Genomic DNA, 23,486 nt, shown 5'->3' with positions numbered 1-23,486 from the left:
TTTTGTCCGAAGTCTGGTGTCGACATTAGACTTGGAAGCTTCTCGCTCAAGTACTTAATGGTGTCTGCGTAGTAGCTAAAAACAAGAACCTTCTTGCCAGCTTTTTGCTCGGAAACAATCTTTGTTAGAAGTTCGCTAAACGAATTGAGCTTGTCGTCATTGTCTTCAAGTGCACGACAAACCTCAATGAGCACGCTTAAGAGTTGTTGATCCTTTTGGATGTCTTCTTTGAGAGCCTGAACGTTGTACTTCTCGGTATTGGCAGGTGTAATGTCAATCTGATCTTCTTGCTGGGCATTTACATTATGATCTGCTACAAGTTCGAGATCATCACCAAACACAGATTGAATCGCTTGGATGTCTTTGAACTTAATAATGTAGCCTTCATCTAGCTTGTTAGCGAAATAATTGAGCTTCTCCTGGTAGTTTTCTAGTGATTTACGAAGTGCGTACTGTGAGCTTTCCAGTCGCTTAAGTAAGGTTACACGAAGCATATTGTGCACGCTCATTTGACTTTGAAGAGTGAAGGACTGTTCTGGCGGAAGCTTGAACTGCTTTATATCGTCTGGCGTTTTACCGTAAAAACGATGCTGATATGTCTCAGAACGATACGGCGAGAAGCCAAGTAATAGTAACACCTGAAACACGTTGACGAACACATTACCCGTGTATTCATCGTCAGTTGTTTCAATGCCAGTAATAAGATCGAGTGGATGCTTTGTGCGTTGTGTTTGCTCAAGAAGTGAGTCTACATCTAGCGTACGTGGGTCTTTGCCAGAAAATACGTTGATATTGTTGTTGATGACGTTATTAACGCTCAATCCGAGATTATCGCTGAAGCTGTACGGAGAAGGCTTAACTTCACTGACTGGGAAACGGCGTAAGTTTCCATCATTGCCAATCAAGCCACCTTCCTGCTCAATACCACGACGTGTCGTGCGAACTAGGAAATGGCGAAGTCCTTGCCTCATAATACGGTTCACTTTATTAAAGTCAGGCTTTTCGCCTTTGTTTTCTGCCTTAGCCATCTCATTTGAAAGACGCTTTACAGCCTCAAAGAAGTCAATCACTTCGTTTTTCTTAGTGGTTGGATAGACCACTGGGAAAGACTCAAGGCTACCCTTGGCGGCTAACTGAATCTGATTTACAAAATCTGTAAGAGAGTTGTTGATTGGCGTAGCAGTGAGGAGTAATACCTTGCTTTCAGGATTATCGCTAAACCATTCTAGTAGCTCTTGATGACGCTTACTGCCGTCATTGCGTAGGTTGTGAGCTTCATCAATAACAAACATATCTACTTCTGCGTAACGATCAAGTTCTCGGGCACGCTGAATTGCATTGCTATCTTGCATTGAAAGGATTTCAAAATCACTCGGCAGAAGCCCATAAACACCAGCGAGTTCATCTCGCCACTGTTGAGTTAGGCTGGCAGGGGCGATGACATAAATGCGTCGTTTCTGCTTTTCGTGAGCATAGTGCTTGATAACCGCACCAGCAGTTATTGTTTTACCGAGACCAACAGAATCGGCAAGCATCGCTAAACCATATTTATTGAGTTTCTTAAGTAGCAGTTGGGCGTTTCGTTGCTGAAAGGCATAGAGTATATCTGAAGTCTCTTCTGACAACTCTTCGTCTTCTACTATTTCATCTTGATATAACTCCCAAAGAGTTTTTATGTACATATCGTATGGACTGTACATAAGATCGCCTACAGGTGAATCGCCAAGTAATTCAGAGAATCTGCCATCCCACTTTTCAGTAAGTTCGTCATTCCAAACTTTATCAAACCAACTCAAATGACCGTGATCGTCAGATTCTGCTCGGGGAGTAGACTTCACGATTCGGTAGTCGTCTTCAAGGGCATTGAGCTCAGTGTTAGCAGTCAGACCAGCTCTCGTGAAGTTTGATGATCCAATAATTCCGATAGCTGATTCGCTTTCGTAATTGCCAAAGATATAGCACTTGGAGTGAAGGAAGCTTCGGCGATAGACTCGCACTTCCAAACGACCATCAGCAATTAACTGCTTTATATCAGTTACTAGTTTGCGGTAGTTTTCGTCTTGGGGGAGGGTTGCAAGATCAAAACTAATATCTTTGTCGGGAAAGGCTTGCTCGGGTTCTTCAAGTTTGAGCTTTGCTTTGTATCGAGGCATCAATGGTTCTTGCCCTATGAGCAGGCGAATAGATTTATAGTTTTTTATTTCATCAAACAAAATTTGCGTGCCAGGAAGATCCCAGTACCCTGTGGCTATTGAGAGATGCTCGTGAGTTTTACTAAGCTCTCTGAGCGTGTCTCCCAATTGTTTACGCTCATTGTCTATAATTTTTGGTAACATCTGTTATAGTATACATCTTTTACTTCTTAAATCTCTAGTGAAAATCGGCTTTTGCAACAAAATAGCCAACAAAAGCAATACCAAAACTAAATGCCAATCAGTACGCTATAAAAAACAATCGAAATAAACGAAGTGAGTAGAGCAGTCAAAACAATACTCGTAATTCTAAAAACGCCTTTTGCCTTAATGCCAAACACTCTAACTTGAGTAGTTTCATCGCCCCATTTGTTGTTTTCGTTTTTAGCAGGAGCGACGAGAGCGTAAATTACAAAGAACAAAGTCGCTGGTGGTATCAGCAGTAGCGAAAACCAGCCTGATCGTCCAATATCGTGCAGTCTGCGGATGCTCCAGACAACCACAACAACCATTAGCGTAAGAGCCACAATCCTTGCCATTGATGCAAAACCTTGCTCAGTTTCATAAGGTGCATAAACGTACGCCCGACCAAGTGCCGTACTGATAATAAATAATGGGAATACAAACAGCATACTAATTAGGTATGACTTGCGATCCATCCGCTTCTTGTTAAGGGTTTTTGTAGACAACTTATACCTCCTTTTTAAGTTCGGAGAAGTTGTCTGAATAAAAAAGGACAACCCCTCTAGGTTGTCTAGTCCAGCACAAGGCACGGTTGCACCCTGCGTTTTCGAGGAGTTGCCCATTTTTGAGTGCAACCAACTCGAAATTTGTTGGTTTTTCGTACTTTGTACTGAACTAGACCTTCTTATAGTATCAAAATGTAGCGAGTTATTAACATAGGAGAGAATATAAATGAGTGAATCATCAAGCTTAGTTGAACTAGTGGAGTTATTGTTGTCAATTGACGAAAACGATCCAAGCAACAAAGAGAATGCATTTGTTATTTACGACAAAGACGGTAATAGAATCCTGCTTTAAACAGACAACAGAGGTAGATTACCCCAGAACTAGCTGTATCTCTATATCCACGTGGTGTATACCCCCCTATACATTAAACAAATAGACTTAACCCCGTAGGGAAAGGCGTCGTACATTGTCAGATAATGTGCGATGACTCAATGAAGCTATTGGTATGTCGCACAAGAACTTGTGCGATCGTACACCTAAGAGTGGTTGAGTATCTAATATCATTCATTCTCTGGATATATCAACCACCCCCACCTTCCTTTCTTCTCTCTGCTTTTCTGTACCTAGTGCTCACACAAAATTTTTTTGGAATTTTCCCCTATAATGAGCTTAGGAAGATGTGATGAAAACCCTGAATATAGATACCTATGAACAAGCCTATTCTGATGAAGAGTACCGAGAAGCTGATGATTATTCTGATTTAATTACTGCACTAGTTAACGACTATGAGCGTGCTTACGAACGATTCTATAAAGAGTTTAAGCTCGATAAACGCAAGAAGAAAATAGGTGATGACGACGGTCAAAGAACGCAACACAAAATAGCTCTTCAAATTGAAGTAGGACTAGATTCTTCCGCAAGGCAATTTTTTGCCCATCTACTTTCACCTGATCAAACGTTTATGAATGAAGTTTACTTTAACAAAGATTTTACTAAGGCTGGCGAAGACAAAAGTTCGGCAAATACACTCCAGAACAAGTTCGTTGAAATAAGAAAGTTCATTGATGCTTTTCAGAATAGGCATAAGCTTGAGCTCAGAAAGTCATACCGCTATATGCACGGCAGACTCTACTACACACCATCGAAGTACGTACAATTTAACCAACACAATAAGCCTAGTGCCTTGCTTGAAGAGCTATTTAAAGATATAGCTAAGTTACACGACAGCGAAGAAATGCTTGAATCATTGATAGACAATTATCCTCTTCTTTATTTACGTAAAGATCTTGCTAATCTGACAGTCATCAAAAAGACATCGGAATCAATCAACAAACGAGTTAGCACGGCTACCAAAAACAATATCAAACTCATTGAACATAACACCAAAACTACATCACTAAATCCAATGGCATTTCACAGAATAGATCGCATCCATTTTGATAAATACAGATAAGAATTAGTGGGGCTCAAGACGGCTTACTACTCTCATAAGATAGAAGTATGAAGTCAACAGAGCAACTTACTGAACAGGACTACCAGACACTGGCAGAGTTCTTTGAGCTGCTTGCAGAAATGGAGGAGAGACTCGGTGAAAAAGGTCAGTGAAGTTACGGTTGTACCCGTCAAACCAAAGTTTGGACTAATAGCGTTTGCTAGTTTCGTGTTGTTTGAGAGCTTCTACGTTACTGGCGTGGCGGTGTATACACGCCCTATGGGAGGAATACGCCTTGTCTATCCACGCAGAAAGAATGTTGATACGTGTTACCCGATACTCAAGGATCTAGGACAAGAAATACAGGATGCGGTAGCTGATTATATTCAGAGATACGAATTGATGACATAGACATACAAAATTGAGGATGTGATGAACGGTAACAGTGATAAATCAACACAGGTTTTTGAAAAGATATGGGGTAAGACAGTATTGAGTGGAGGTTTTACTCAATTACCTAACGATCTTTTGCGTGGAGCTAATCAATTAAAGCTAAGTACTTATGACCTTGCTGTACTTGAGCATATTATGAGTGTCGGTACTGGGTATGCATCCGCTAAGGCTATTGCAGACGCACAAGGCATATCAATCGGAACTGTAAGAAAATCATTCAAGCATTTGAGGCGAATAGGCTACGTAAGGTTCATTTACAAGACTGGCGAAGCCAATAGATTTGACCTTCAAGGCTTAGTCACTGCTGTTCGTCAAGTTGCTTCAGACAGACAGAGGGCTGTATACGAGGAGCATAAGGGTGTGGTCGTTTCAGATGACACCCCTACACGAGAAACTAGCACCAATAAAGACTCATTAAATACTAATGAAGATACAAAAGACGGGGATGGATATAAAAGCTTCCTAAAGGCAAAGGAAAGGCTAAAGCAGAAGAAAGGCAAACCACCATAAACGACCAATTTGAGTTATAATTAAAGAGCTTTCCCAATCACACGCAAAACCGAAACTTTTTTCGTTTTCTGCTCTTAATGGGCGGTTGTGCCAGAAAGCTATCGGTTTCGGTAGTGTGTATGGGAAAGCCACAACCGTCCATTTAAGTTTTAGGAGGTAGAAATATGCAAGCCTACATACTTGCCCGTGTATCAACTAAAGAGCAGGAAGACACTAATTCACTGCCATCACAACTTCGTCGTATGCAGGAGTATTCTGCACGAAACGATTTTGAAATAATCGAGACGTTCAAGTTTGCTGAATCGTCCACGAAACAAGATCGTAAGCAATTCCAGCAAATGATCAAGCAGATTGAAAAGTCTAAGCAAAAGATTGCTATCATCACCGACACAGTAGACCGCATGCAACGAGATTTCAAAGAGTCAGTGCTACTGGATGATCTACGAAAACGGGATAAAATAATCATACATTTTATTCGTGAGAATTTAATACTTCACCAAAATTCAAACAGCTCAGAACTTATGCGTTGGGATATGGCTGTGATGTTTGCGAAGAGTTACGTAACTCAACTTAGTGACAACGTGAAGCGAAGTTTTGAACAAAAGGTTAAGAACGGTGAATGGCTTAGCAAAGCTCCTTATGGCTACCGAAACGTGCGAACCGAGGATGATAAAAGCTGGATTGAGCAAGATTCCAGTCAGGCATTAATTGTTCTTGAAATGTATCGTTGGTATGCAACCGGATCTTATTCAATGATTGAAATTCGTAAGAAACTTAAACAAGAGCACAACGTAAAAATGGGCATCAGTCTCATCGCTAAGATACTCAATAACCCTTTCTATTACGGCGAAATGATAATAAAAGGTAAGCTGTATCCTCACAAGTACGAGCCGATAATTTCTAAGGATCTGTTCGAAAAGGTTGAAGCAGTCATTAAAGGCTTCAACAAAAAAAGCTTTAAGTACGCTGGCATTCCGTTCTTATACAGAGGCCTTATTCGCTGTGCAGTTTGTGGCTGCAGTGTCTCGCCTGAGCGAAAGAAAGGATTCCACTATTATCATTGCACTGAATTTAAGGGCAAGCACAAGACGCCCTATGTCCGTGAAGAAACTATCTCCGACCAAGTAGTCAAAGCGTTTGAAGCTATCGTCTTATCTGAGGATGATTACAAGAAAGTGAGCGAAATGCTGAAGAAAGCACACCAAGATAAAGTAGGCTATAAATCACGACGTGTAAATCGTTTGAACATCGAGCTATCACGCTACATACAGCGACTAGAAAAGCTCTATGAAGATCACCTTGATGGCGTGGTTGACGATACGTTCTACGAGCGAAAGGCATCAGAGTATCGTGGTATGCGAGACAGCATCAAATCAAAACTAGACGCAATCGACAAAGCAGACGACGCTTTTTACCTAACAGTTGATAGAATGCTCAAACTTACGCAAAAAGCTCCCTCACTACTGTTACGTTCGGAAATGGAGTATTCAAGACGGCTTTTTAACTTTGTACTTCAGAACGCTACGCTTGAACAAAGTTTACTTCGGTGGGAATACAAAAAGCCGTTCGATATTCTGGCTCGAACGGCTAAAAATGCAAACTGGCTGGGGAGGAAGTACGTTAATCAAACTTTTGGTGGTGATGAAGAGTTTGATGAAATAGATATCCAACAAATCAAATATATTATAAGCCACAAGGACGATAGTGATTGTTATATTTAATACTACTGGCAACAGTACACACTTGTAACTTTATAAAGAAAGTGATAACATTATAAAGTTATGACATATCAACAAAAGCTACAATCAATAACCAAGGCTACAGGATGGACCCAAGAAAAACTAGCTCAAGAACTAGACATTTCTTTCCCAACTCTAAACACCTGGATTAATAACAAGTCACAGCCCCGTAGACAAGCACGGGCGAGGATTGACTTTCTATTTACTCAAATATTGGGTTCTGACGCCGTTGATAGCACTAGTCTAAAAAACGTAAAAGAAAATGCTAGTTCACTGACAATTAAGCCTAGAGACTTGATTAACAATAAAAATTCTCTCGACAGACTAATTCTTCACCTGACGTACCATACAAATACAATTGAAGGTAGTACTATGACGATATCAGATGTTGAAGACGTTTTGTTTGATCATAAGGTGTTATCAAATAGAACAGCTATTGAGCAGACCGAAGCTCGTAATCACCAAGCAGCATTGCTATGGTTACTAGATACTATCGTTGAGCAAGGTAATGAATTCAAAATTAACGAAAAGCTTATACTAGATCTACACGTTCGTCTTATGAATGGGCTCATGAGTAATGCTGGTCAATATCGTCGTCATTCAGTTCGCATACTCGGTAGCCACGTTGCATTAAGTAATTGGCAAAAAATTCCAGAGCAAATAGATGAGTTTATTAAGAATTGTCATAAGACATCAAAAGATATAGTGAGTAAGCTTGCCGAATCTCATGCTATATTTGAAAAGATACACCCATTTAGTGATGGCAATGGACGCACTGGTAGATTACTTATGTTGGCGCAAGCACTCCACCACGGTACTTATCCTCCTCTGGTGCAGCGAGAACGAAAACGAGCCTATTATAAATATTTACAACTAGCTCAAACCAAACAGAACTATCAGCAATTAGAGTTGTTTATTGCAGAATCTATGCAGTACTGTGAAAAAGTTATTTATAATAAAAAAGTTTGATCGTTCTGTTTGCCTATTAAATAATCAAACTTTATAACAGATGTAAAATAACGTTGTCCTTCTGGCTGGGGAGGAAGTACGTTAATGGAACTTTTCTTGGTGAAGAAGACTTAGATGAAATAGATATACAACAACTTAAAGATATCATGAATAGTGATAGTGAGGAGTCACAATGCTAGACCTACTCACTAAACTCACCAACAACACCTATCTAGATGCTGATTTATATGACCAAACCCAGTTTTACCAAAAACTAACTAAAGACTTAAAGAAAGTGAGAGCTGAAGTAATCATTGAAAGTCCCTTCATAACAAAGACAAGACTAACCAAATTACTACCATTACTAACTGAACTAAAAAGTAACCGAGTTAAGGTAATAATTAATACTAGAGATCCTAATGAACATAAAGGTTTCATGAAGATAGATGCCCAGCACGCGCTATCTTCACTACTAGAACTAGGAATACAAGTTATCTTTACAAAGAACTTACACAGAAAGCTTGTGATATTAGATAGAACTATAGTTTGGGAAGGTAGTCTAAATGTTCTGTCTCAAAATAATAGTCAGGAACTGATGAGGAGAACAAGTTCATCGTCGTTAGCTTGGAAGCTCATTCATCTGACTAAGCTTGATGACAAGATAAGTTAAGTTGAGAAATTATTGCATAGTTGAATTGGAGGGCCACCGTACTTCTTGTTGAAACTAAAATACAGACAGAAACTGCTTAACCTCCACAAACACTATCGCTAAGTGGAACTAGATTGGCGAATCGCTCTTGAATCTGTTGCTCAGTTGGCTCGGTGTCTTGAACAAAGATTACGACGTTACCAATAAGATTATTGATGCGAGTTAGTTCTTCTTCGGTTTTATCGCTTTCTACTATGTGCTCGTCTACTTCACTACCATGTGCGTATGCTTTAGGGAAGAATATCTTTTCTAGTAACGATGCTTGCTCGTCCTTGCTCAAGCTACTGTTCTTACCAAAAAACACTTCCAGATCCTGGCTTAGAAAGTCATCCCAGTTCTTTTGCTCATAGCCATCTGCGTCGCCAGTGTAGACATAGAAATTTGAGCCTTCGGAAATGTCTGGCAATAAATTACCGAAACGCTCGACGCTATGCATTCGCATAAACCCTTCGTCATGCCTGCGTCCTAGACTGTCATCGCTACCACCAATAAAGTTCCATCCATAATATTTCAAAAACTCACCACCAGTTATGCCATCCCAATGGATGTGCGTCATCTGATTAGTATTGTCATGAAAGTCTATAGGTGTACCGCTTACTTCAACGCTACATGTACCCGGAGTATCTTGTTGGAATTCTTCTTCTGAAAAGTCAACGGATGTGCCATCAACAATAATCTGTGTTCTGAAGTGATAATGCTCAAACTCAGGATTTCGTAAATGCGATGGGGTCGATGCGTAAAGATAGCCATAGTACCCTCCACTAAAGAGTAATAGCGCCAGAGCGACGATACCACCTTTAATGAACCAGCTTTTCTTATTAGATTTTGATGCCACTTCGTTCTCAGGTACATCTTTCATAGTTTCTTGCTTTTCCATTTCACACCTCCTTAGTTCTTAGTAATTGAGCATTAAATGCAACGATAATTGTCGATAATGACATTAAAACTGCTCCAATAGCTGGCGACAGTACAAAGCCAACCCCAGCTAGAGCACCAGCAGCAAGAGGTATTGCAATGACGTTGTAGCCTGTTGCCCAGACCAAGTTCTGCTGCATTTTACGATACGTAGCCTTCGATAGGTTGATGATTTTGGCTACTCCTTGCGGGTTACTGCTGGCAAGCACAATTCCAGCAGACTCAATCGCCACATCCGTTCCTGCTCCTATGGCGATTCCAACATCGGCAGTCGTAAGTGCAGGTGCGTCGTTTACGCCATCGCCAACAAAAGCAACCTTTGATCCATCAGACTGCAGTTGCTTAACAACCGCAGCTTTATTTTCTGGTAATACCTCAGCGTGATACTCATCAATGTGCAACTCGCTCGCAACCCACTTAGCGACGCCTTCTGAATCTCCTGTTACAATGGCTACTTTCTTGCCAGCATTCTGCAAGGATGCAACTGCTGATTTAGATTCAGGTCGAATTATATCGGTAATCATGATAGACCCGAAGACTTCTTTTTCCTTAAGTACATACACGACAGTTTGGCCGTTTTTATGAGCCTTTTCCGTTGCAGTTAATAGATCTTTATTCAAAGAAACTTTCTTTTCTTTGAGAAGCTGAGGCCCACCAATTGAGTAGGTGTCTTTACCGATCGATGCCTTAGCACCACGGCCTTCGAGTGCGCTGAAATTCTTAGCAAGCTTGGGTTTAATTTTCTTGTCTTCTGCTTTCGCAATTATTGCTCGAGCTATGGGGTGTTCTGAGTCGTTTTCAATACCAGCAGCAATAGCGAGCAATTCTTCTTCATTATCAGTAATAATATCGACAACGCCTTGTTCGCCAGTTGTTAAAGTTCCGGTTTTATCGAATAGCACGACGTCCACATTTCGAGAAAGTTCAAGGGCGCTGCGTTCACGCACTATGACACCTGCACTAGCCGCTTTACTGGTTGAAATTGCAGTAACGAGCGGAATAGCCAAGCCAAGTGCATGAGGGCAAGCTATTATGAGAACAGTCACTACTCGCTCTAAAACATAACCGCTTGACTCTCCTGCAGCTGACCAGCCAATTGCTGTAACAAAAGCGGCACCTAGGGCAATGTAGAAAAGGTAAGCAGCTGCCTGATCTGCCAATAACTGTGTCTTTGACTTGCTGGACTGTGCATCAGAAACAAGTCGCATAATCCCTGCAAGAGCGGTGTCGTTACCGACCTTCGTTACTTTCATAGTTAATGAACCGCTGCCGTTGACTGTCCCAGCTGCCAAATTATCATCTTTAGATTTATCGACTGGCTTTGACTCACCGGTGAGCATCGACTCGTTCACCTTGGACTCGCCCTTAATAACAGTTCCATCAACAGGAATTTGAGCACCTGGCCGAACCAACACTATGTCGCCAACCTCTAGCTCAGAAACCGCTACTTTTTCCGTACCATCTTTAATTATTCGCTCTGCCTCATCCGGAAGTAGTTTTGCAAGCTCGTTTAATGCCCCTTGTGCATTCATGACTGATGCCATCTCCAGCCAGTGCCCGAGCAACATAATAGTGACCAGCGAGGCCAACTCCCACCAAAAGTCCATGCCATCAACTATGTTTAGCGTGATAAGTGAGCTATAAACAAAAGCGACACTAATTGCTAGCGATATAAGCGTCATCATGCCGGGTTTTCTGGATGCAAGCTCAGTTTTGGCGCTCTTTAGAAATACCAAGCCACCATAGAAGAATATGAAGATGCCAAATATTGCTGGTATGTACTCACTACCATTGAATGTAATAGCTTTATATCCAAGTAAATCTTGTATGGTCTGTGAAAAGTATAGAACAGGGAGTGTTAAAAAGAATGACAACCAAAATTTCTGCTTGAACATGTCTGGGCTATGGCCAGCATGTTTGTCGTGATCGTGCTCACCTTGGTTCGAGTGACTATGATGTTCGTGGTGATCCATGACTTAACCTCGTATGTTGGTTAAGTCATAAATCTTTAACATCTCATCAATAATTTCCTGCTGAGTCTTATCGTCTCCTTCACGCATACCTTCTTTTACGTGGGTCTTCATGTGATTTTCCAGCACGAGTTTATTTAGTGAACGGAGGGACTGCTGAATGGCCAAGCTTTGGGTGAGAATATCTATGCAATATTCCTCGTTTTCAATAGCTTTAACCAGTCCCTTGAACTGTCCCTCAATAATCTTTGATCGATGTGTAGCGCGTTTTTTAATATCTTGAATCATAGACATACTATATACCCAAGGGGGGTATTCATGCAACTACTCATGCAACAAAAAACGCCCCTACACAGAGACGTTTTTACACAAGAAGTGTTGTAATTTACTTTGGAGGGCCACTGTGCTTCTTGTTGCAACTAAGTTCCAAATTTCGATATTGGTATCTTAATGACAGAGATCGAACGTTATTTATTAGAATATTTATTTTGTCCGCTCCAGGACATTTTCATATAAACGTTCCCGACTTTTAATTCGGATAGCATTTGTTCTATTCTTTTTTGTCTTGTTTCAGTTCGTTTAGCCTTAGTAATCCAGCCAATGTAGTCGTTTCTTTGATAGGGCGGACGACTATCATATTCTTGCTGTAGGCCGCTCGATGTGATTGCTTCTTGCACATCGCCTGGCATTTCCCATCTTTTTCTCATACTCTGATTGTAACAAAAACAGAGATTATCACATCTCTATTTTAAGCATAAGCGGATTGGAGGGCTATCTGGGAATACTGGAGTATAGTCCGCCCGTTTGCCAACAAGTTGGTGGGGGATTATCGAACCGCATTGGGTTCAAGTCTCGGTTAACACGTCAACCAAGAAAAAAGCCCACCATTGGTGAGCTGTTTTCTTAACGGAGGGCCAAAAGGGACTCGAACTATTCTGTTGCGAATTAGTCAACATATCTATCGGTTAAGTTTAGCAAAAAGCCTGGCTGGGGATGAGGGATTCGAACCCCCGATCATGGGACCAGAACCCACTGCCTTACCGCTTGGCTAATCCCCAAAATCTAGACTAAGGAAGTTGGCTGGGATGGAGGGATTCGAACCCCCGAATGCCAGGACCAAAACCTGGTGCCTTACCACTTGGCCACATCCCATCATGTTAAATTATACCTTATATTGGGTTCGAATCCGACTCGACTCACCTTCGGCGAGCCCGAAACTTCACGATTGAAAACAAGTTTTCATCGGAAGATTTCCTTGCAAAATGCCACCGGCATTTCTCACCCCGAATGCCAGTACCAAAACCTGGTGCCGGTGCGGCGTTGGCCACATCCCATTGAATTCGTTATACTATGTGTTTTAACCTGTTTATTTTACAGTATATTATCGCTAATAACAACCAATAGAGTACAATATAAGCGTATGCGTGTTATTCAAGCGCCAAGAAAAACAAAGACCCACAAACCAACAAAAAGAACAACTTGGTGGATATTTGCGACAATTATTTTAATACCTGTCATCGTTGGAGTATATGTACTCAGAACTAATAACCTTAATGACGTTTCGGCTAGCTTAGTAATTGCACAATCTTTACAGAACAATGTAACAAAAAAACAAAATTACACAGAGCAAGAGTTTGTGAAACTACTACAAAGTTCGCGCCTTCCTAACACTAAGCCAATAGTGTACACGCCCCAATTTACATCAAACGAACAAGCGAATAGCAGAATCAAACAGATTATTGAGAGTCGTGGATTTAAGCTCACAAACGTACCAAAGGCAGATATTTCCAACAATAATCCAGGTAAAGAAGTGGTATTGCAACCATTAGCAAGACGAGCGTTAAATGATCTTATTGATGATGCGCATAAAAATAACACCCCTTTGATTGCTATTAAAGGTGAAGTTTCGGTTGATGAGAGTAAAAGTTTGTTCGCCGAGGCAATAGTTAATCAAGGTATTCAAGTACAGCAGATTATCGACGGTTCAGCTGATAATCAGATTCTTAAAATTATTGGCGAAGTTGATCCTCCTGGGTATTCGTGGCTTCATACTGGTTATGGAGTTGTGTTTAGCTGTGGTAATGGAGTTCAAGACTTTCAAACGACAACCTGTTACAAATGGCTATCAACAGATAATTATGCTAATGCAAAGCGATTTGGCTGGATTCCAATACTAGTTGGCACTGACCAATCAATGACAAAAGCAAGATTAAATCAATTTTATTGGCTAGGTGCAAACAACCTATGAAGAATACTCCCATAGAATCAACTTCAGAACAAGGTTATAATATAGAACATATGTCACCACAACCATATAAAAAGAGTAGGCGTAAGACTCCAATGATAATTTTTGGGATTATTATTCTAGCATTAATTATCGTAAGTGTATGGTTGGTGTTTTTCAAAAACAACAAAACATCAAATAATACATCAAGTTCTGTTAAAGAACAACAAACCGATCAGGCGTCAAACCAAAACAAGAAACGTATTAGAGTAATAGCTACTGGCGATTTCATTCCTCATGACGCCATAAACCAAGAAGCCAAACAGGCAGATGGTAGCTATGAATATACACAGATGTATGGAGACATGAAGAAGTATTTTGACAATAGTGATGTTAAATTTTGCAACCAGGCGGTGCTTGGTGGTGGTACAGAATTTGGAATTAGTGGCTATCCAAAGTTTAACTCTCCAACAGAATTTGCGCGCGATATGGCAGAACTTGGGTGTAACGTGATAAATACAGGTAGCAATCATGTTAACGATTTCAGTCAAGACGTTATTTCTGCCTCAGTGAGCGCTTGGGATGGACTGCCGGGCGTGAAAGCAGTTGCTGGTGCTAATCGGTCACCTGAAGAGATGAATAAAGTTAGATACTTTGAAGTTAAAGGTGTAAAATTTGCATTTGTGTCATATACGACATATACTAACGAGCCGTCGCCGAATGGATATAGTGTTACGATGTATAGTGATTCATTAGCAAAGCAACAGCTTACAGAAGCACGCCAAAATGCCGATATTGTGATTGCTTCTTTGCGCTGGGGTACAGAATATTCTACAGATGTTAATACTGCTCAAAAAAATCTAGCACCCAAACTAGCAAATTATGGTGCGGATATTATTTTAGGTCATGGCCCTCACGTGCTTGAACCTGTTGATAAGATCAAACTTGATGACGGTAGAGAGGCGATTGTTTGGTATAGCCTTGGCAACTTTCTTAATGCTCAACTTGACCCTCCTTCTCTCTTTAATGGTATTGCTACTATGGATATCGATCCCGATTCTAAAAAGATTCAGACTACAGAGTATTTGCCGGTCTATATGCACTATGAATGGACAGCACAGGAAAAAGCTCAAGGTGACTTGATGGCAAGACATAATTTTAGAATGTATACTTTTGAAGATGGACAAGAAGCTTTAGAAAAGTCTCAAAACAATACAACATTCGAAGAACAAAAGGCACGCATTACGCAAACTCTCAACAAGTTAACACAAATCAAACTAATATCTAAAGATGAATTCCTTCAATCTTAATCAGTTGTAATCTGGCGCCGGTGGCATATCAAAAAACTCTTCAAGTGTTTTGTTTGTCTTATGTAGTTCTTGAGATAATTCTTTGCCAACGTATCGAATATGCCAAGGCTCATACTGGTACCCTGTTATAGATTGTTTGTCTTTTGGGTAGCGAATAATAAAACCATACTTGTAAGCATTGTCTTTAATCCACTTACCTTCAATTGTATCCTCCCAACAAATTTCAAGATGGCATTTGTTTCCTACGCTATCAAGATCTGCAGAGAAACCTGTCTGATGCTCGCTATGTCCTGGTCTAGCGCTATATGTATCGGCCCCTTTTTGACCATCTTTAGCTTTGTAGGAGTCATAGAATTGTTTTTGTAATACTCCAGAGCGGTATCCACTACCGAATACTAATGTGACACCTTCTTTTTCGGCTCCATCAAATAACTCTTTTATTGCAGTAGCCGTAGGTTTATTGATCTGCATTTGTTCTTCGTTTGGAGAGAGGCGAAGCTTAACGTCAGGGACAACAAGCTCTGGTATGAATGACTCTGGAATACCGTTTTTCTTGTTGACGACAACCCAGATACTAGTTGGATCTGATGTAGAATATTTTGTTTTATCAAAAGAGTTCTGGGTTGTGTTCTGTGGTTGCTGAGTTTCTTGTGGTGTTGGGCTTTTTGCTGGAGATTTGTTTTTGTTGAGAATAAGAAAACCAACGGCGCACAGTATAGATACAATAATTAGCGATATTGTTATTATTCGTTTCACGTCTTATATTGTAGCATTATATTCTTGACGCTAGTGTGTGTTTCGGGTACAGTCAAAACAAGATGTCAAAAGAAAGGTATAACCTCAACGAGGCTATTATTCCATTAAATATAAATGGCTTACATGGTCGTATGCTTAGAGTTGCTCCGCAAAACAAAAAACGCCGAGAGATACTTATGGTCTATGGGCATCATGCCAGTATCGAGAGGATGATAGGTTTCGTGGAAGAACTTAACAAATACGGTGCCGTAACAGTACCTGATTTACCGGGATTTGGTGGTATGGAAAGCTTCTATAGTATTGGCGAAAAACCGTCGTTAGATAACCTCGCAGATTACCTAGCTGCATTCATAAAATTAAGATATAAAAGACGACGAATTACTATCATGGCGATGTCATTAGGATTTTTAATAACAACAAAAATGCTTCAGAAGTATCCAGAAATTGCAAAACGAGTCGATATTCTGGTTAGTGTTGTTGGCTTTGCTCATCGTGATGATTTTATTTTGCCAAGAAGAATTAAGTGGCCCTTGCGTACGATGGCGGAAATCTTTTCAAGAAAATATCCTGCTTGGTTTATGCGAACTTTTGTTCTTCGAGCTCCTATTATTCGTGCTTGCTATAAACTGCAAGGCAGTAGTCATAGTAAGCTTGCGGGGGCAGATAAGCAAGAAGTAGATAAACGCATCAATTTTGAAATCGGATTGTGGCAATCCAATGATATAAGGACATATATGGATACTACAATTTCTATGCTAAAGGCTGATACATGTGATGTTCGTGTAGACCTTGATGTTTATCATGTCGCAATAGATGTTGATAGGTATTTTGATAATCATCGTGTTGAGCAACATCTGGCGATTATCTATAAAAATGTATATATCATTAAATCAAAAGAAAAGGTGCATGCTCCAACTGTTGTAGCTACAGCAAAAGAAGCTGCACCGTTTATCCCTAGAGAGCTCCGACGTATATTAAGCAAATCATAACAATTTTGGTATACTTAGTTCATAATGAAAATTGGATTAATATGCCCTTATGACATATTTAAGAATGGTGGCGTACAAGAATGTGTCTTAGCTCTCAAGCATGAATATACTAAAACTGGTCATGAGGCGTACATTATTACTCCCCGCCCAAAGGGTGTTGAGACTGAACAAATCGATGGAATTATATTAGTTGGTGAATCTCGTGATTTTAAATCGCCTTTTCACACAACAGCTCAAGTTTCTGTTAGTCTTGAGAATGGAGCTATAGAAAAAATACTCGAGGAACATAAATTTGATATTTTGCACTTTCATGAACCTTGGGTTCCAATTGTTAGTAGGCAGATCCTAGCTAAATCAAACACTGTTAATGTTGCTACATTCCATGCAAAATTGCCCGAAACCATGGTTAGTAAAACTATCGAAAAAGTCATTACTCCTTATACCAAATCAATCTTAAAATATATTGACTCTTATACTGCTGTTTCAGAACCGGCATCGGAGTATATAAAAACACTTACTGATTCAAATATTGAACTAATACCAAATGGCATCGACATCAAAAAGTTTACACCAAAGTCTGGTACGCAGAGGCATGAGTCAACAATTCTGTATATTGGACGTCTAGAAAAAAGAAAGGGCGTCCTATATTTATTAAAGGCATTTGCTGAATTACAAAAGATAAATAGCCAAGCTCAGTTAGTTATTGCAGGAGATGGTCCGGATCGTCAAAAGTTGGAAATGTTTGTTGACGATAATAATATTGAACACGTTGAATTTTTGGGTTTTGTTGATGAAGCAACAAAAATTGAGTTACTGCATAGTGCTACAATATTCTGCTCTCCAGCCATCTATGGCGAAAGCTTCGGAATTGTTTTACTAGAAGCTATGTCGGCGGGTACAGTTACAGTTGCCAGTAATAACCCTGGATATGAAAGTGTTCTTAAAGAAACAGGTGCGATATCTATTGTAAACGTCAAAGATACTGCAGAATTTGCTAGACGTTTGCAGTTAATGATGGTTGACACTAAAATGCGTGATTTATGGGTTAAGTGGGCGAAGAATTATGTACAACAGTTTGAGTACGCTCGTATAGCTCAGCAGTATCTTGATATATATGAAAAAACTATGAAAGCCAAGAAGTGACTATTGGTTTCGTAATTGATGATACCTTAGATTCGACAGACGGGGTTCAGCAATACGTCTTATTGCTTGGTGACTGGCTTAGCAGTAAAGGCTATAAAGTGGTATATCTCACCGGACAATCGAAGCGCACCGATATAAATAATCTACATAGCTTATCCAAGAACATACGTGTTCGATTTAATAAAAATCGTCTTTCTATTCCCTTACCAGTATCATCAAATAAAATTCAAAGTATCTTTGATAGATACAACTTTGACGTTTTGCATATACAAATGCCTTATAGTCCATTGTTGGCAGGCAAGATTATTCAACTCGCCCCAAAGGGTACAGTATTAATAGGAACCTTTCATATTGCACCTCATAGTAAAAGTGTAGTTTTGGGGAGCAAGATTTTAGGAACAGTACAAAAACAGTCGATTAGCAAATTTAACAAAATTATTAGCGTATCTTCAGTTGCTCAAGAATTTGCTAAGCAAGTTTATGGAGTAGACAGTATAGTTATTCCTAATGCGGTTAATATTCAATCCAGTGCTGTTAATTTATCAAAGAGAGACATAGACATAGTATTCGTAGGAAGACTCGTGAAACGCAAAGGTTGTATATATCTACTAAATGCCATCAGTAAATTAAAGCAGAGAGACCTACTAGATGACATTAAGGTTGTAATTGTAGGTGATGGTACTGAAAGAGCTAAATTACAAAATTATGTACACACTAATAACCTAAGTGCAAATTGTGAATTTAAGGGTTTTGTGTCTGATGATGAAAAAATGAAGCTGTTAAGTCGTAGCAAGTTAGCAGTGTTCCCGTCAACAGGCGGAGAGAGTTTCGGTATTGTCTTGATCGAAGCTTTAGCTAGCGGTGCTACGGTGCTTGCAGGGGGTAATCCAGGTTATGCGTCAGTGTTAGGATCGGTGTCAGAATCAATGTTTAATCCTTATTTGTCTGATGAATTAGCTGAAAAACTTTACTCGCTATTAACTAACGATGCAAAGCGCAAACACCTTAACGATCTGCAACAAAATTTACTTGATCAATTTGATATAAACCGGGTTGGTAGTGCTATACTAAAATTGTACAATCAGGAAGTTAGGTCAAATCATGAGCAAGCATAACGAAACAGTTACGATAACCTTTACCAACAAGACGGTTATTAGGGTTGTAATTTTTGTAGCGGTTGCCTTTTTGTTGATTGGTTTTATTTCAAGAATATCTACCGCACTTAAGTTAGTCTTGATTTCGGCATTTCTGGCATTAGCGTTAAACCCTATAGTTAGCTTTGTTTGTAAGCAATTACCTAACAAAAGTAGGGTGCAAGCCACAATAGTAACATATTTATGTGCGTTATTAGTATTTGTTGGGTTTGTGGCGCTGGTTATTCCACCGCTGGTTAGTCAAAGCGTGGATTTCGTCGATCAAATTCCAATCAGTGTAGAAGATTTTAGAAATAACGACTCACCAATAGTCGAATTTATTCAAACTCATAATTTAACTAATGCATATACTCAATCAATTAGTGATATTAAGGATAATCTGGGGAGTGTTACTAATCGAGCCTTTTCTTTAGCAACCCTTATAGGTAGTGGCTTAGTGTCTGTTATTACAGTTTTAGTTATGACATTTATGATGTTGATCGAAGGGCCAAGGTGGCTGGCAAGGTACTACACAATGATTTCCTCGAAAAAATTAGAAAAACATAAACAGATGATCTCAAGTATGTATAGAATGGTAACTGGTTATGTGATCGGTCAATTAGTGGTTGCAACCATTGCTTCAATTTTTGCCTTCTTTGCGCTTTCTATTGCTAGTACTATTTTGCATGTAAATATTAATCCGATAGCTATGGCTGGTATTGTAGGATTGCTTGGGTTAATCCCGATGATCGGCAATATAATGGCTTCGGTTATTGTAGTAATTTCTTGTTTATTTGTGTCATTGCCTTTAGCAATTGTTATGACGATTTTCTTCATCATTTACCAACAGGTAGAGAATGCAACACTACAGCCATATATTCAGTCTAGATATAACGAACTTACCCCTTTAACCGTTTTTGTTTCGGCAATTATTGGAGTAAGCATCGCTGGATTTTTAGGTGCGCTTATTGCAATACCGGTTGCTGGATGTATTCGAATATATCTAAAAAGTACTTACGGCGAAACACTTGCGCCTTCGTTAAAAGAATAATATTGTTATCGACTACGGCTCCAAATTGATCGATCTGGATAGTCTTTAAGCTCAATCCCTTCTTGAGCTAACTGCTTACGGATTTTGTCCGCTAATATCCAATCCTTGGATCTTCTTGCTTGTTCTCTTTTTTGGATTAATTCTTTTTGTTCAGGTTTGATATCGGTAGAATTTAGTAATTGTAGTCCGAACAACTCATCTATTGATTGCAGAAAGGAACTAATAACCTTAACATCGGAATCACTAATCGAATCATTCACTATCCTATCAAGTTGAAGTGACAAATTGCTGAGTGCCTTCGGGGTGTCTATATTGTTGTAGAGGGCAAAAGATATATCTTTGATCGAAATATCAACATTGGATTGTTGGGTCGCGTCTGGTTGCCATCTTAGATCAGCGATAGATTTTAAATCTTTTAGTCTTGAGCTTGCTGATTGTAGATTATCCCAGGTGAAGTTAGACTGTTTGGTGTAATGAGACTGAAGAACCATTAACCTGAATGCCTTCGGATCTATGCCTTTCTGTTTAATATCATCGAGGGTATAAAAGTTACCCAATGATTTACTCATTTTTTTGCCACCAACAAGTAGATGTTCGTTGTGCGCAAAGAATTTAGCGTAAAGTTTATCTTCGCGTCCGGCTGTACTTTGTGCGATTTCGTTCTCATGATGCGGAAATGTTAAGTCAATCCCTCCCGTATGTATATCGAACGGTTGACCTAAGTGTGATGTGCTCATGGCGGAGCATTCAATATGCCAGCCAGGTCTACCAGGGATATTCTGATTGTCAATATGAAATTCCCAGCTTGGTTCGCTCGATTTTTTCTTCTTCCATAGCACAAAATCATGTATGTATTCTTTGTCATATTCATCGTTTGAGATGCGTTCTTTTTGGATATTCATATCATCAAGGTTCAATAACTGTCCGTATGTTTTACCAGATTTTTTGTAAGCATCAATCGAAAAATATATACCGTCTTCAGCAATATATGCAAAACCCTTTTCATAAAGTGACGAGATGAGCACTTGTATCGCAGGAATCATATCAGTAGCACGAACAAACTCGATATCTTCTATGGAATTCCCTATATCTTTCATATCTTGAAGGAATTTTTGCTCATAGTAACGAGTAAGTTTGCGTAACGCCATTAATGGCGATTGGTCTGGGTGCATTTCTTGGCTACGTTTAATAGTTTTATCATCAACGTCGGTAAAGTTCATTACGTGCTCAACCTTAAAGCCTGCGGATTTTAATGTTCTTTTTAGTGTGTCCGCAAATATATATGAACTTAAATTACCTATATGAGCGCTATCATAAACAGTCGGACCACAGGTGTACATCCTGATAGTATTGCCTTCAAGTGGCTTGACTACATCGATTGTTTTAGTTAATGAATTATATAGTTTCATCCGAAGTCTTTTCTTTACGTTGATCTAATAGTTTTTTTGTATATTCAATACATTCAGATATGATTTGATTATAATCAGTAGTATTTACTTTGAACCCACTAGCATACTGATGCCCACCACCACCAAAATGTTCTGCTAGTTTATTCGCAATTGGGAATCCATAATTCGAACGAATCTTGGCGGTTATACGATTATTATTGTATGTCTTGAATGCAATTGCTATTTGTACATTATCCGTAAGTCTCATGTCGTCAAGGACAAGTATGGATGGGTTAAATTGAGAGCTATATTTTTCAATCTCTTCCCAAGGAATCACTATTGTTGCAATGCGGTCGTCACTTGAATATTGTATTCGTTGCAGTAATTCCCCTTTATATCGCGTTAGTTCAATACTTTTCTTCATTGTTTGTCTTCTAGTTTCCTCAAGTTCAGCTAGTTTAACGCCAGATTCTACAAGTTCAGCGATAATATGAATGCTTTGAGCGGTAGTAGATTCTGTCATTAGCCCTAAGCTGTCCGATAATATAGAAACAGCAATCATATTCTTGGCTTCAATTGAAAGAGGCCAGTTCAATTCTTGCGCTATCTTGTAGACCACTTCACCCGTAGACACAGCTTTTATATCATTACAGGTGATGGTAGCATCAAGTGTGGGTGATACGTCATGATGGTCAATGATTATTACAGGTTTAGATAATATCCAGGATAATTCACCGGATTTTTCTGCTATTTCAAATAAACTTTTAGAACTACAGTCAACTATTATTGTTGCTTCAAAATTTGTTGGTATTTCTTGATCGATTCTGTCCCATCCCGGCAAATGTCGTAAATGCTTCGGTATGTCGATTGCACAGTATAATAAAGGCTCATTCCCCATGTCATAGAGGATTTGTTCTAGTGCCAAGGCACTAGCGACGCTATCACCATCGGGGTTATCAGCTTGTGCTATTAAAATCTTTTTCTTGCTTGATAATAATTCTTTAAGGCCTTTTAGATTCATAGACTTTGCCTTCCTTCTAGTGCTCTTGTCAAAGTAATTTGATCGGCATACTCTAAGTCTACACCAATTGGCAAACCTCTAGCTAGGCGTGTTAGCTTAGTGTTGATGCCTTCTAGTTGTTGCTGAATGTATAAAGCTGTTGATTCACCTTCCACGCTTGCGTTTGTGGCTAAGATAACTTCTTTTACTTGGTCTTTTTCAACCCTACTAAGCAATTGTGTTATTGTTAATTGATCAGGGCCAATTCCATCCATAGGAGAAATTAAACCACCTAGAACATGATACGTGCCTTTGTATGTGCTGGTTTTTTCGATAGCAATAATATCAAAAGGTTCGGCTACTACAGCAATAGTTTGCTTATCTCGACTTGGGTTGGTGTAAAGTGGAGATAATTTTTGCCCCTTCTCTATTAATGCAAAAGTTACTTCGCAGTAGGACACTTCATCGTGTAATTTTTGAAGGGTTTCTGCAAGTTGTTTTGACTTATCTGGATTTGTTTTTAGGAGGTAATATGCATAACGCTCTGCGCTACGAGGGCCTACACCAGGCAATACTCGTAGCGACTCAATAACTCGTAATAAGGCGGGTGGCAAAGCTGACGCCATGGATAGCTAAAGTCCTAAATCGCCAAGCATGCTCATAAATGGTTGCATTTTTTCGGCAGCAATCTTTTGACTTTGGGATATTGCGTCCTTTACTGCATCTTCTATCCAGCGCTCAAGTTCACCAATATCATCAAGGTCAACACTATCTGGATCAATGTGGATTTTGCGTATTTTCTGCTCTCCGGTAATTTCAACCTTAACAGCGCCATCACCTTGCTCAACGGTAATGATTTGTTTTTGTAGCTCTTTCTGGACTTTCTTTACTTTAAGTAGCATTTTAGCCTGATCAAAACGACTCATACATTCTC

General features: G+C 39.6%; 23 protein-coding genes and 2 tRNA genes. 12 read left to right on the top strand and 13 right to left on the bottom strand.

Translation table 11 applies throughout. The features are described 5' to 3' along the window. Both H6793_04450 and H6793_04445 read right to left on the bottom strand, forming a co-directional pair. On the bottom strand, positions 1 to 2,336 hold a 2,336-nt coding region (locus H6793_04450), incomplete at its 3' end, for a helicase (GenBank protein USN95540.1). A gap of 86 nt (positions 2,337 to 2,422) precedes the next feature. Beyond that, positions 2,423 to 2,851 (bottom strand): DUF805 domain-containing protein, encoded by a 429-nt coding sequence (locus tag H6793_04445; GenBank protein USN95539.1) that lies wholly within the window; start codon positions 2,849 to 2,851, stop codon positions 2,423 to 2,425. A 713-nt stretch (positions 2,852 to 3,564) separates the two neighbouring features. Between H6793_04445 and H6793_04440 the strand changes: the two genes are divergently transcribed. The 6 genes from H6793_04440 to H6793_04415 all read left to right on the top strand — a co-directional run bounded on the left by H6793_04440 (position 3,565) and on the right by H6793_04415 (position 8,634). Beyond that, on the top strand, positions 3,565 to 4,335 hold the full coding sequence (locus H6793_04440) for a hypothetical protein (GenBank protein USN95538.1): 771 nt from the start codon (positions 3,565 to 3,567) through the stop codon (positions 4,333 to 4,335). A gap of 135 nt (positions 4,336 to 4,470) precedes the next feature. Further along, a complete protein-coding gene (locus H6793_04435) occupies positions 4,471 to 4,725 on the top strand; it encodes a septation protein SpoVG family protein (protein ID USN95537.1) in 255 nt (84 codons plus the stop codon). 21 nt (positions 4,726 to 4,746) lie between these two features. Next, positions 4,747 to 5,277, top strand: a complete 531-nt coding sequence (locus H6793_04430) for a winged helix-turn-helix transcriptional regulator (GenBank protein USN95536.1) — start codon at positions 4,747 to 4,749, stop codon at positions 5,275 to 5,277. A 164-nt stretch (positions 5,278 to 5,441) separates the two neighbouring features. Beyond that, a complete protein-coding gene (locus H6793_04425) occupies positions 5,442 to 6,998 on the top strand; it encodes a recombinase family protein (GenBank protein ID USN95535.1) in 1,557 nt (518 codons plus the stop codon). A gap of 60 nt (positions 6,999 to 7,058) precedes the next feature. After that, entirely contained in the window at positions 7,059 to 7,985 is a 927-nt protein-coding gene (locus H6793_04420; GenBank protein ID USN95534.1) for a Fic family protein, read from the top strand. Between the two features lie 172 nt (positions 7,986 to 8,157). Then, the gene (locus H6793_04415; protein USN95533.1) at positions 8,158 to 8,634 is read left to right on the top strand and encodes a hypothetical protein; all 477 of its coding nucleotides are present in this window, start codon (positions 8,158 to 8,160) and stop codon (positions 8,632 to 8,634) included. Positions 8,635 to 8,710: 76 nt separating this feature from the next. On the opposite strand, the gene H6793_04410 is transcribed toward H6793_04415, so the two are convergent. The 6 genes from H6793_04410 to H6793_04385 form a co-directional block, all read right to left on the bottom strand. Next, entirely contained in the window at positions 8,711 to 9,550 is an 840-nt protein-coding gene (locus tag H6793_04410) for a hypothetical protein (protein ID USN95532.1), read from the bottom strand. Position 9,551: 1 nt separating this feature from the next. Then, positions 9,552 to 11,483, bottom strand: a complete 1,932-nt coding sequence (locus tag H6793_04405; protein USN95981.1) for a copper-translocating P-type ATPase — start codon at positions 11,481 to 11,483, stop codon at positions 9,552 to 9,554. Between the two features lie 81 nt (positions 11,484 to 11,564). Beyond that, positions 11,565 to 11,846 carry a metal-sensitive transcriptional regulator gene (locus tag H6793_04400; GenBank protein USN95531.1) on the bottom strand — a complete coding sequence of 94 codons (282 nt, stop codon included), beginning with the start codon at positions 11,844 to 11,846 and terminating at the stop codon, positions 11,565 to 11,567. 179 nt (positions 11,847 to 12,025) lie between these two features. Next, entirely contained in the window at positions 12,026 to 12,247 is a 222-nt protein-coding gene (locus H6793_04395) for a YdeI/OmpD-associated family protein (GenBank protein ID USN95980.1), read from the bottom strand. 295 nt (positions 12,248 to 12,542) lie between these two features. Continuing rightward, positions 12,543 to 12,616: transfer RNA gene (locus tag H6793_04390), tRNA-Gln, on the bottom strand. 19 nt (positions 12,617 to 12,635) lie between these two features. Beyond that, positions 12,636 to 12,710: transfer RNA gene (locus H6793_04385), tRNA-Gln, on the bottom strand. 268 nt (positions 12,711 to 12,978) lie between these two features. On the opposite strand from H6793_04385, the gene H6793_04380 reads away from it, so the two are divergent. Further along, positions 12,979 to 13,806: a hypothetical protein gene (locus tag H6793_04380; GenBank protein ID USN95530.1), complete on the top strand. Its 828-nt coding sequence runs from the start codon at positions 12,979 to 12,981 to the stop codon at positions 13,804 to 13,806. Positions 13,807 to 13,856: 50 nt separating this feature from the next. Continuing rightward, the gene (locus H6793_04375) at positions 13,857 to 15,092 is read left to right on the top strand and encodes a CapA family protein (GenBank protein ID USN95529.1); all 1,236 of its coding nucleotides are present in this window, start codon (positions 13,857 to 13,859) and stop codon (positions 15,090 to 15,092) included. Here H6793_04375 and H6793_04370 read toward each other — a convergent pair whose 3' ends face one another. Then, positions 15,093 to 15,848: a M15 family metallopeptidase gene (locus H6793_04370; protein USN95528.1), complete on the bottom strand. Its 756-nt coding sequence runs from the start codon at positions 15,846 to 15,848 to the stop codon at positions 15,093 to 15,095. A gap of 62 nt (positions 15,849 to 15,910) precedes the next feature. Here H6793_04370 and H6793_04365 point away from each other — a divergent pair, with 62 nt between their 5' ends. From H6793_04365 to H6793_04350, 4 genes are read left to right on the top strand one after another with little or no spacing between them, the layout of a single operon-like run. Further along, positions 15,911 to 16,837, top strand: coding sequence for an alpha/beta hydrolase (locus tag H6793_04365; protein USN95527.1), 927 nt, complete (start codon positions 15,911 to 15,913; stop codon positions 16,835 to 16,837). 24 nt (positions 16,838 to 16,861) lie between these two features. After that, on the top strand, positions 16,862 to 17,980 hold the full coding sequence (locus H6793_04360; GenBank protein USN95526.1) for a glycosyltransferase family 4 protein: 1,119 nt from the start codon (positions 16,862 to 16,864) through the stop codon (positions 17,978 to 17,980). Next, entirely contained in the window at positions 17,977 to 19,095 is a 1,119-nt protein-coding gene (locus tag H6793_04355) for a glycosyltransferase family 4 protein (GenBank protein ID USN95525.1), read from the top strand. The genes H6793_04360 and H6793_04355 overlap by 4 nt, the downstream gene beginning before the upstream one ends. Then, positions 19,082 to 20,164 (top strand): AI-2E family transporter, encoded by a 1,083-nt coding sequence (locus H6793_04350; GenBank protein USN95524.1) that lies wholly within the window; start codon positions 19,082 to 19,084, stop codon positions 20,162 to 20,164. Before H6793_04355 ends, H6793_04350 begins: the two co-directional genes overlap by 14 nt. A gap of 5 nt (positions 20,165 to 20,169) precedes the next feature. Here the strand turns inward: H6793_04350 and H6793_04345 are convergent, their stop codons facing one another. From H6793_04345 to H6793_04330, 4 genes are read right to left on the bottom strand one after another with little or no spacing between them, the layout of a single operon-like run. Beyond that, positions 20,170 to 21,573, bottom strand: a complete 1,404-nt coding sequence (locus H6793_04345) for a cysteine--tRNA ligase (protein USN95523.1) — start codon at positions 21,571 to 21,573, stop codon at positions 20,170 to 20,172. Then, the gene (locus H6793_04340) at positions 21,560 to 22,573 is read right to left on the bottom strand and encodes a DHH family phosphoesterase (protein USN95522.1); all 1,014 of its coding nucleotides are present in this window, start codon (positions 22,571 to 22,573) and stop codon (positions 21,560 to 21,562) included. Before H6793_04340 ends, H6793_04345 begins: the two co-directional genes overlap by 14 nt. Next, positions 22,570 to 23,178 carry a recombination protein RecR gene (recR, locus tag H6793_04335; protein USN95521.1) on the bottom strand — a complete coding sequence of 203 codons (609 nt, stop codon included), beginning with the start codon at positions 23,176 to 23,178 and terminating at the stop codon, positions 22,570 to 22,572. The genes H6793_04340 and recR overlap by 4 nt, the downstream gene beginning before the upstream one ends. Before the next feature lie 6 nt (positions 23,179 to 23,184). After that, positions 23,185 to 23,478 carry a YbaB/EbfC family nucleoid-associated protein gene (locus H6793_04330; protein USN95520.1) on the bottom strand — a complete coding sequence of 98 codons (294 nt, stop codon included), beginning with the start codon at positions 23,476 to 23,478 and terminating at the stop codon, positions 23,185 to 23,187. Positions 23,479 to 23,486 lie beyond the last annotated feature (8 nt).

It is taken from the genome of Candidatus Nomurabacteria bacterium (assembly GCA_023898625.1).
Lineage (GTDB): Bacteria > Patescibacteriota > Saccharimonadia > Saccharimonadales > JAGQNJ01 > HK-STAS-PATE-36.
The sequence above is the reverse complement of the archived record's forward strand: the minus strand, read 5'-3'. Positions and strand labels throughout refer to the sequence as shown.

What these genes read in the sequence shown, in the direction of transcription:
- H6793_04410 (USN95532.1), bottom strand. Translation starts at nt 9,550, where the DNA reads ATGGAAAAGCAAGAAACTATGAAAGATGTACCTGAGAACGAAGTGGCA.
- H6793_04340 (USN95522.1), bottom strand. Translation starts at nt 22,573, where the DNA reads ATGAATCTAAAAGGCCTTAAAGAATTATTATCAAGCAAGAAAAAGATT.
- H6793_04440 (USN95538.1), top strand. Translation starts at nt 3,565, where the DNA reads ATGAAAACCCTGAATATAGATACCTATGAACAAGCCTATTCTGATGAA.
- H6793_04330 (USN95520.1), bottom strand. Translation starts at nt 23,478, where the DNA reads ATGAGTCGTTTTGATCAGGCTAAAATGCTACTTAAAGTAAAGAAAGTC.
- H6793_04430 (USN95536.1), top strand. Translation starts at nt 4,747, where the DNA reads ATGAACGGTAACAGTGATAAATCAACACAGGTTTTTGAAAAGATATGG.
- H6793_04445 (USN95539.1), bottom strand. Translation starts at nt 2,851, where the DNA reads ATGGATCGCAAGTCATACCTAATTAGTATGCTGTTTGTATTCCCATTA.
- H6793_04350 (USN95524.1), top strand. Translation starts at nt 19,082, where the DNA reads ATGAGCAAGCATAACGAAACAGTTACGATAACCTTTACCAACAAGACG.
- H6793_04400 (USN95531.1), bottom strand. Translation starts at nt 11,846, where the DNA reads ATGATTCAAGATATTAAAAAACGCGCTACACATCGATCAAAGATTATT.
- H6793_04375 (USN95529.1), top strand. Translation starts at nt 13,857, where the DNA reads ATGTCACCACAACCATATAAAAAGAGTAGGCGTAAGACTCCAATGATA.
- H6793_04395 (USN95980.1), bottom strand. Translation starts at nt 12,247, where the DNA reads ATGCCAGGCGATGTGCAAGAAGCAATCACATCGAGCGGCCTACAGCAA.
- recR (USN95521.1), bottom strand. Translation starts at nt 23,178, where the DNA reads ATGGCGTCAGCTTTGCCACCCGCCTTATTACGAGTTATTGAGTCGCTA.
- H6793_04405 (USN95981.1), bottom strand. Translation starts at nt 11,483, where the DNA reads ATGTTCAAGCAGAAATTTTGGTTGTCATTCTTTTTAACACTCCCTGTT.
- H6793_04360 (USN95526.1), top strand. Translation starts at nt 16,862, where the DNA reads ATGAAAATTGGATTAATATGCCCTTATGACATATTTAAGAATGGTGGC.
- H6793_04420 (USN95534.1), top strand. Translation starts at nt 7,059, where the DNA reads ATGACATATCAACAAAAGCTACAATCAATAACCAAGGCTACAGGATGG.
- H6793_04365 (USN95527.1), top strand. Translation starts at nt 15,911, where the DNA reads ATGTCAAAAGAAAGGTATAACCTCAACGAGGCTATTATTCCATTAAAT.
- H6793_04345 (USN95523.1), bottom strand. Translation starts at nt 21,573, where the DNA reads ATGAAACTATATAATTCATTAACTAAAACAATCGATGTAGTCAAGCCA.
- H6793_04380 (USN95530.1), top strand. Translation starts at nt 12,979, where the DNA reads ATGCGTGTTATTCAAGCGCCAAGAAAAACAAAGACCCACAAACCAACA.
- H6793_04415 (USN95533.1), top strand. Translation starts at nt 8,158, where the DNA reads ATGCTAGACCTACTCACTAAACTCACCAACAACACCTATCTAGATGCT.
- H6793_04425 (USN95535.1), top strand. Translation starts at nt 5,442, where the DNA reads ATGCAAGCCTACATACTTGCCCGTGTATCAACTAAAGAGCAGGAAGAC.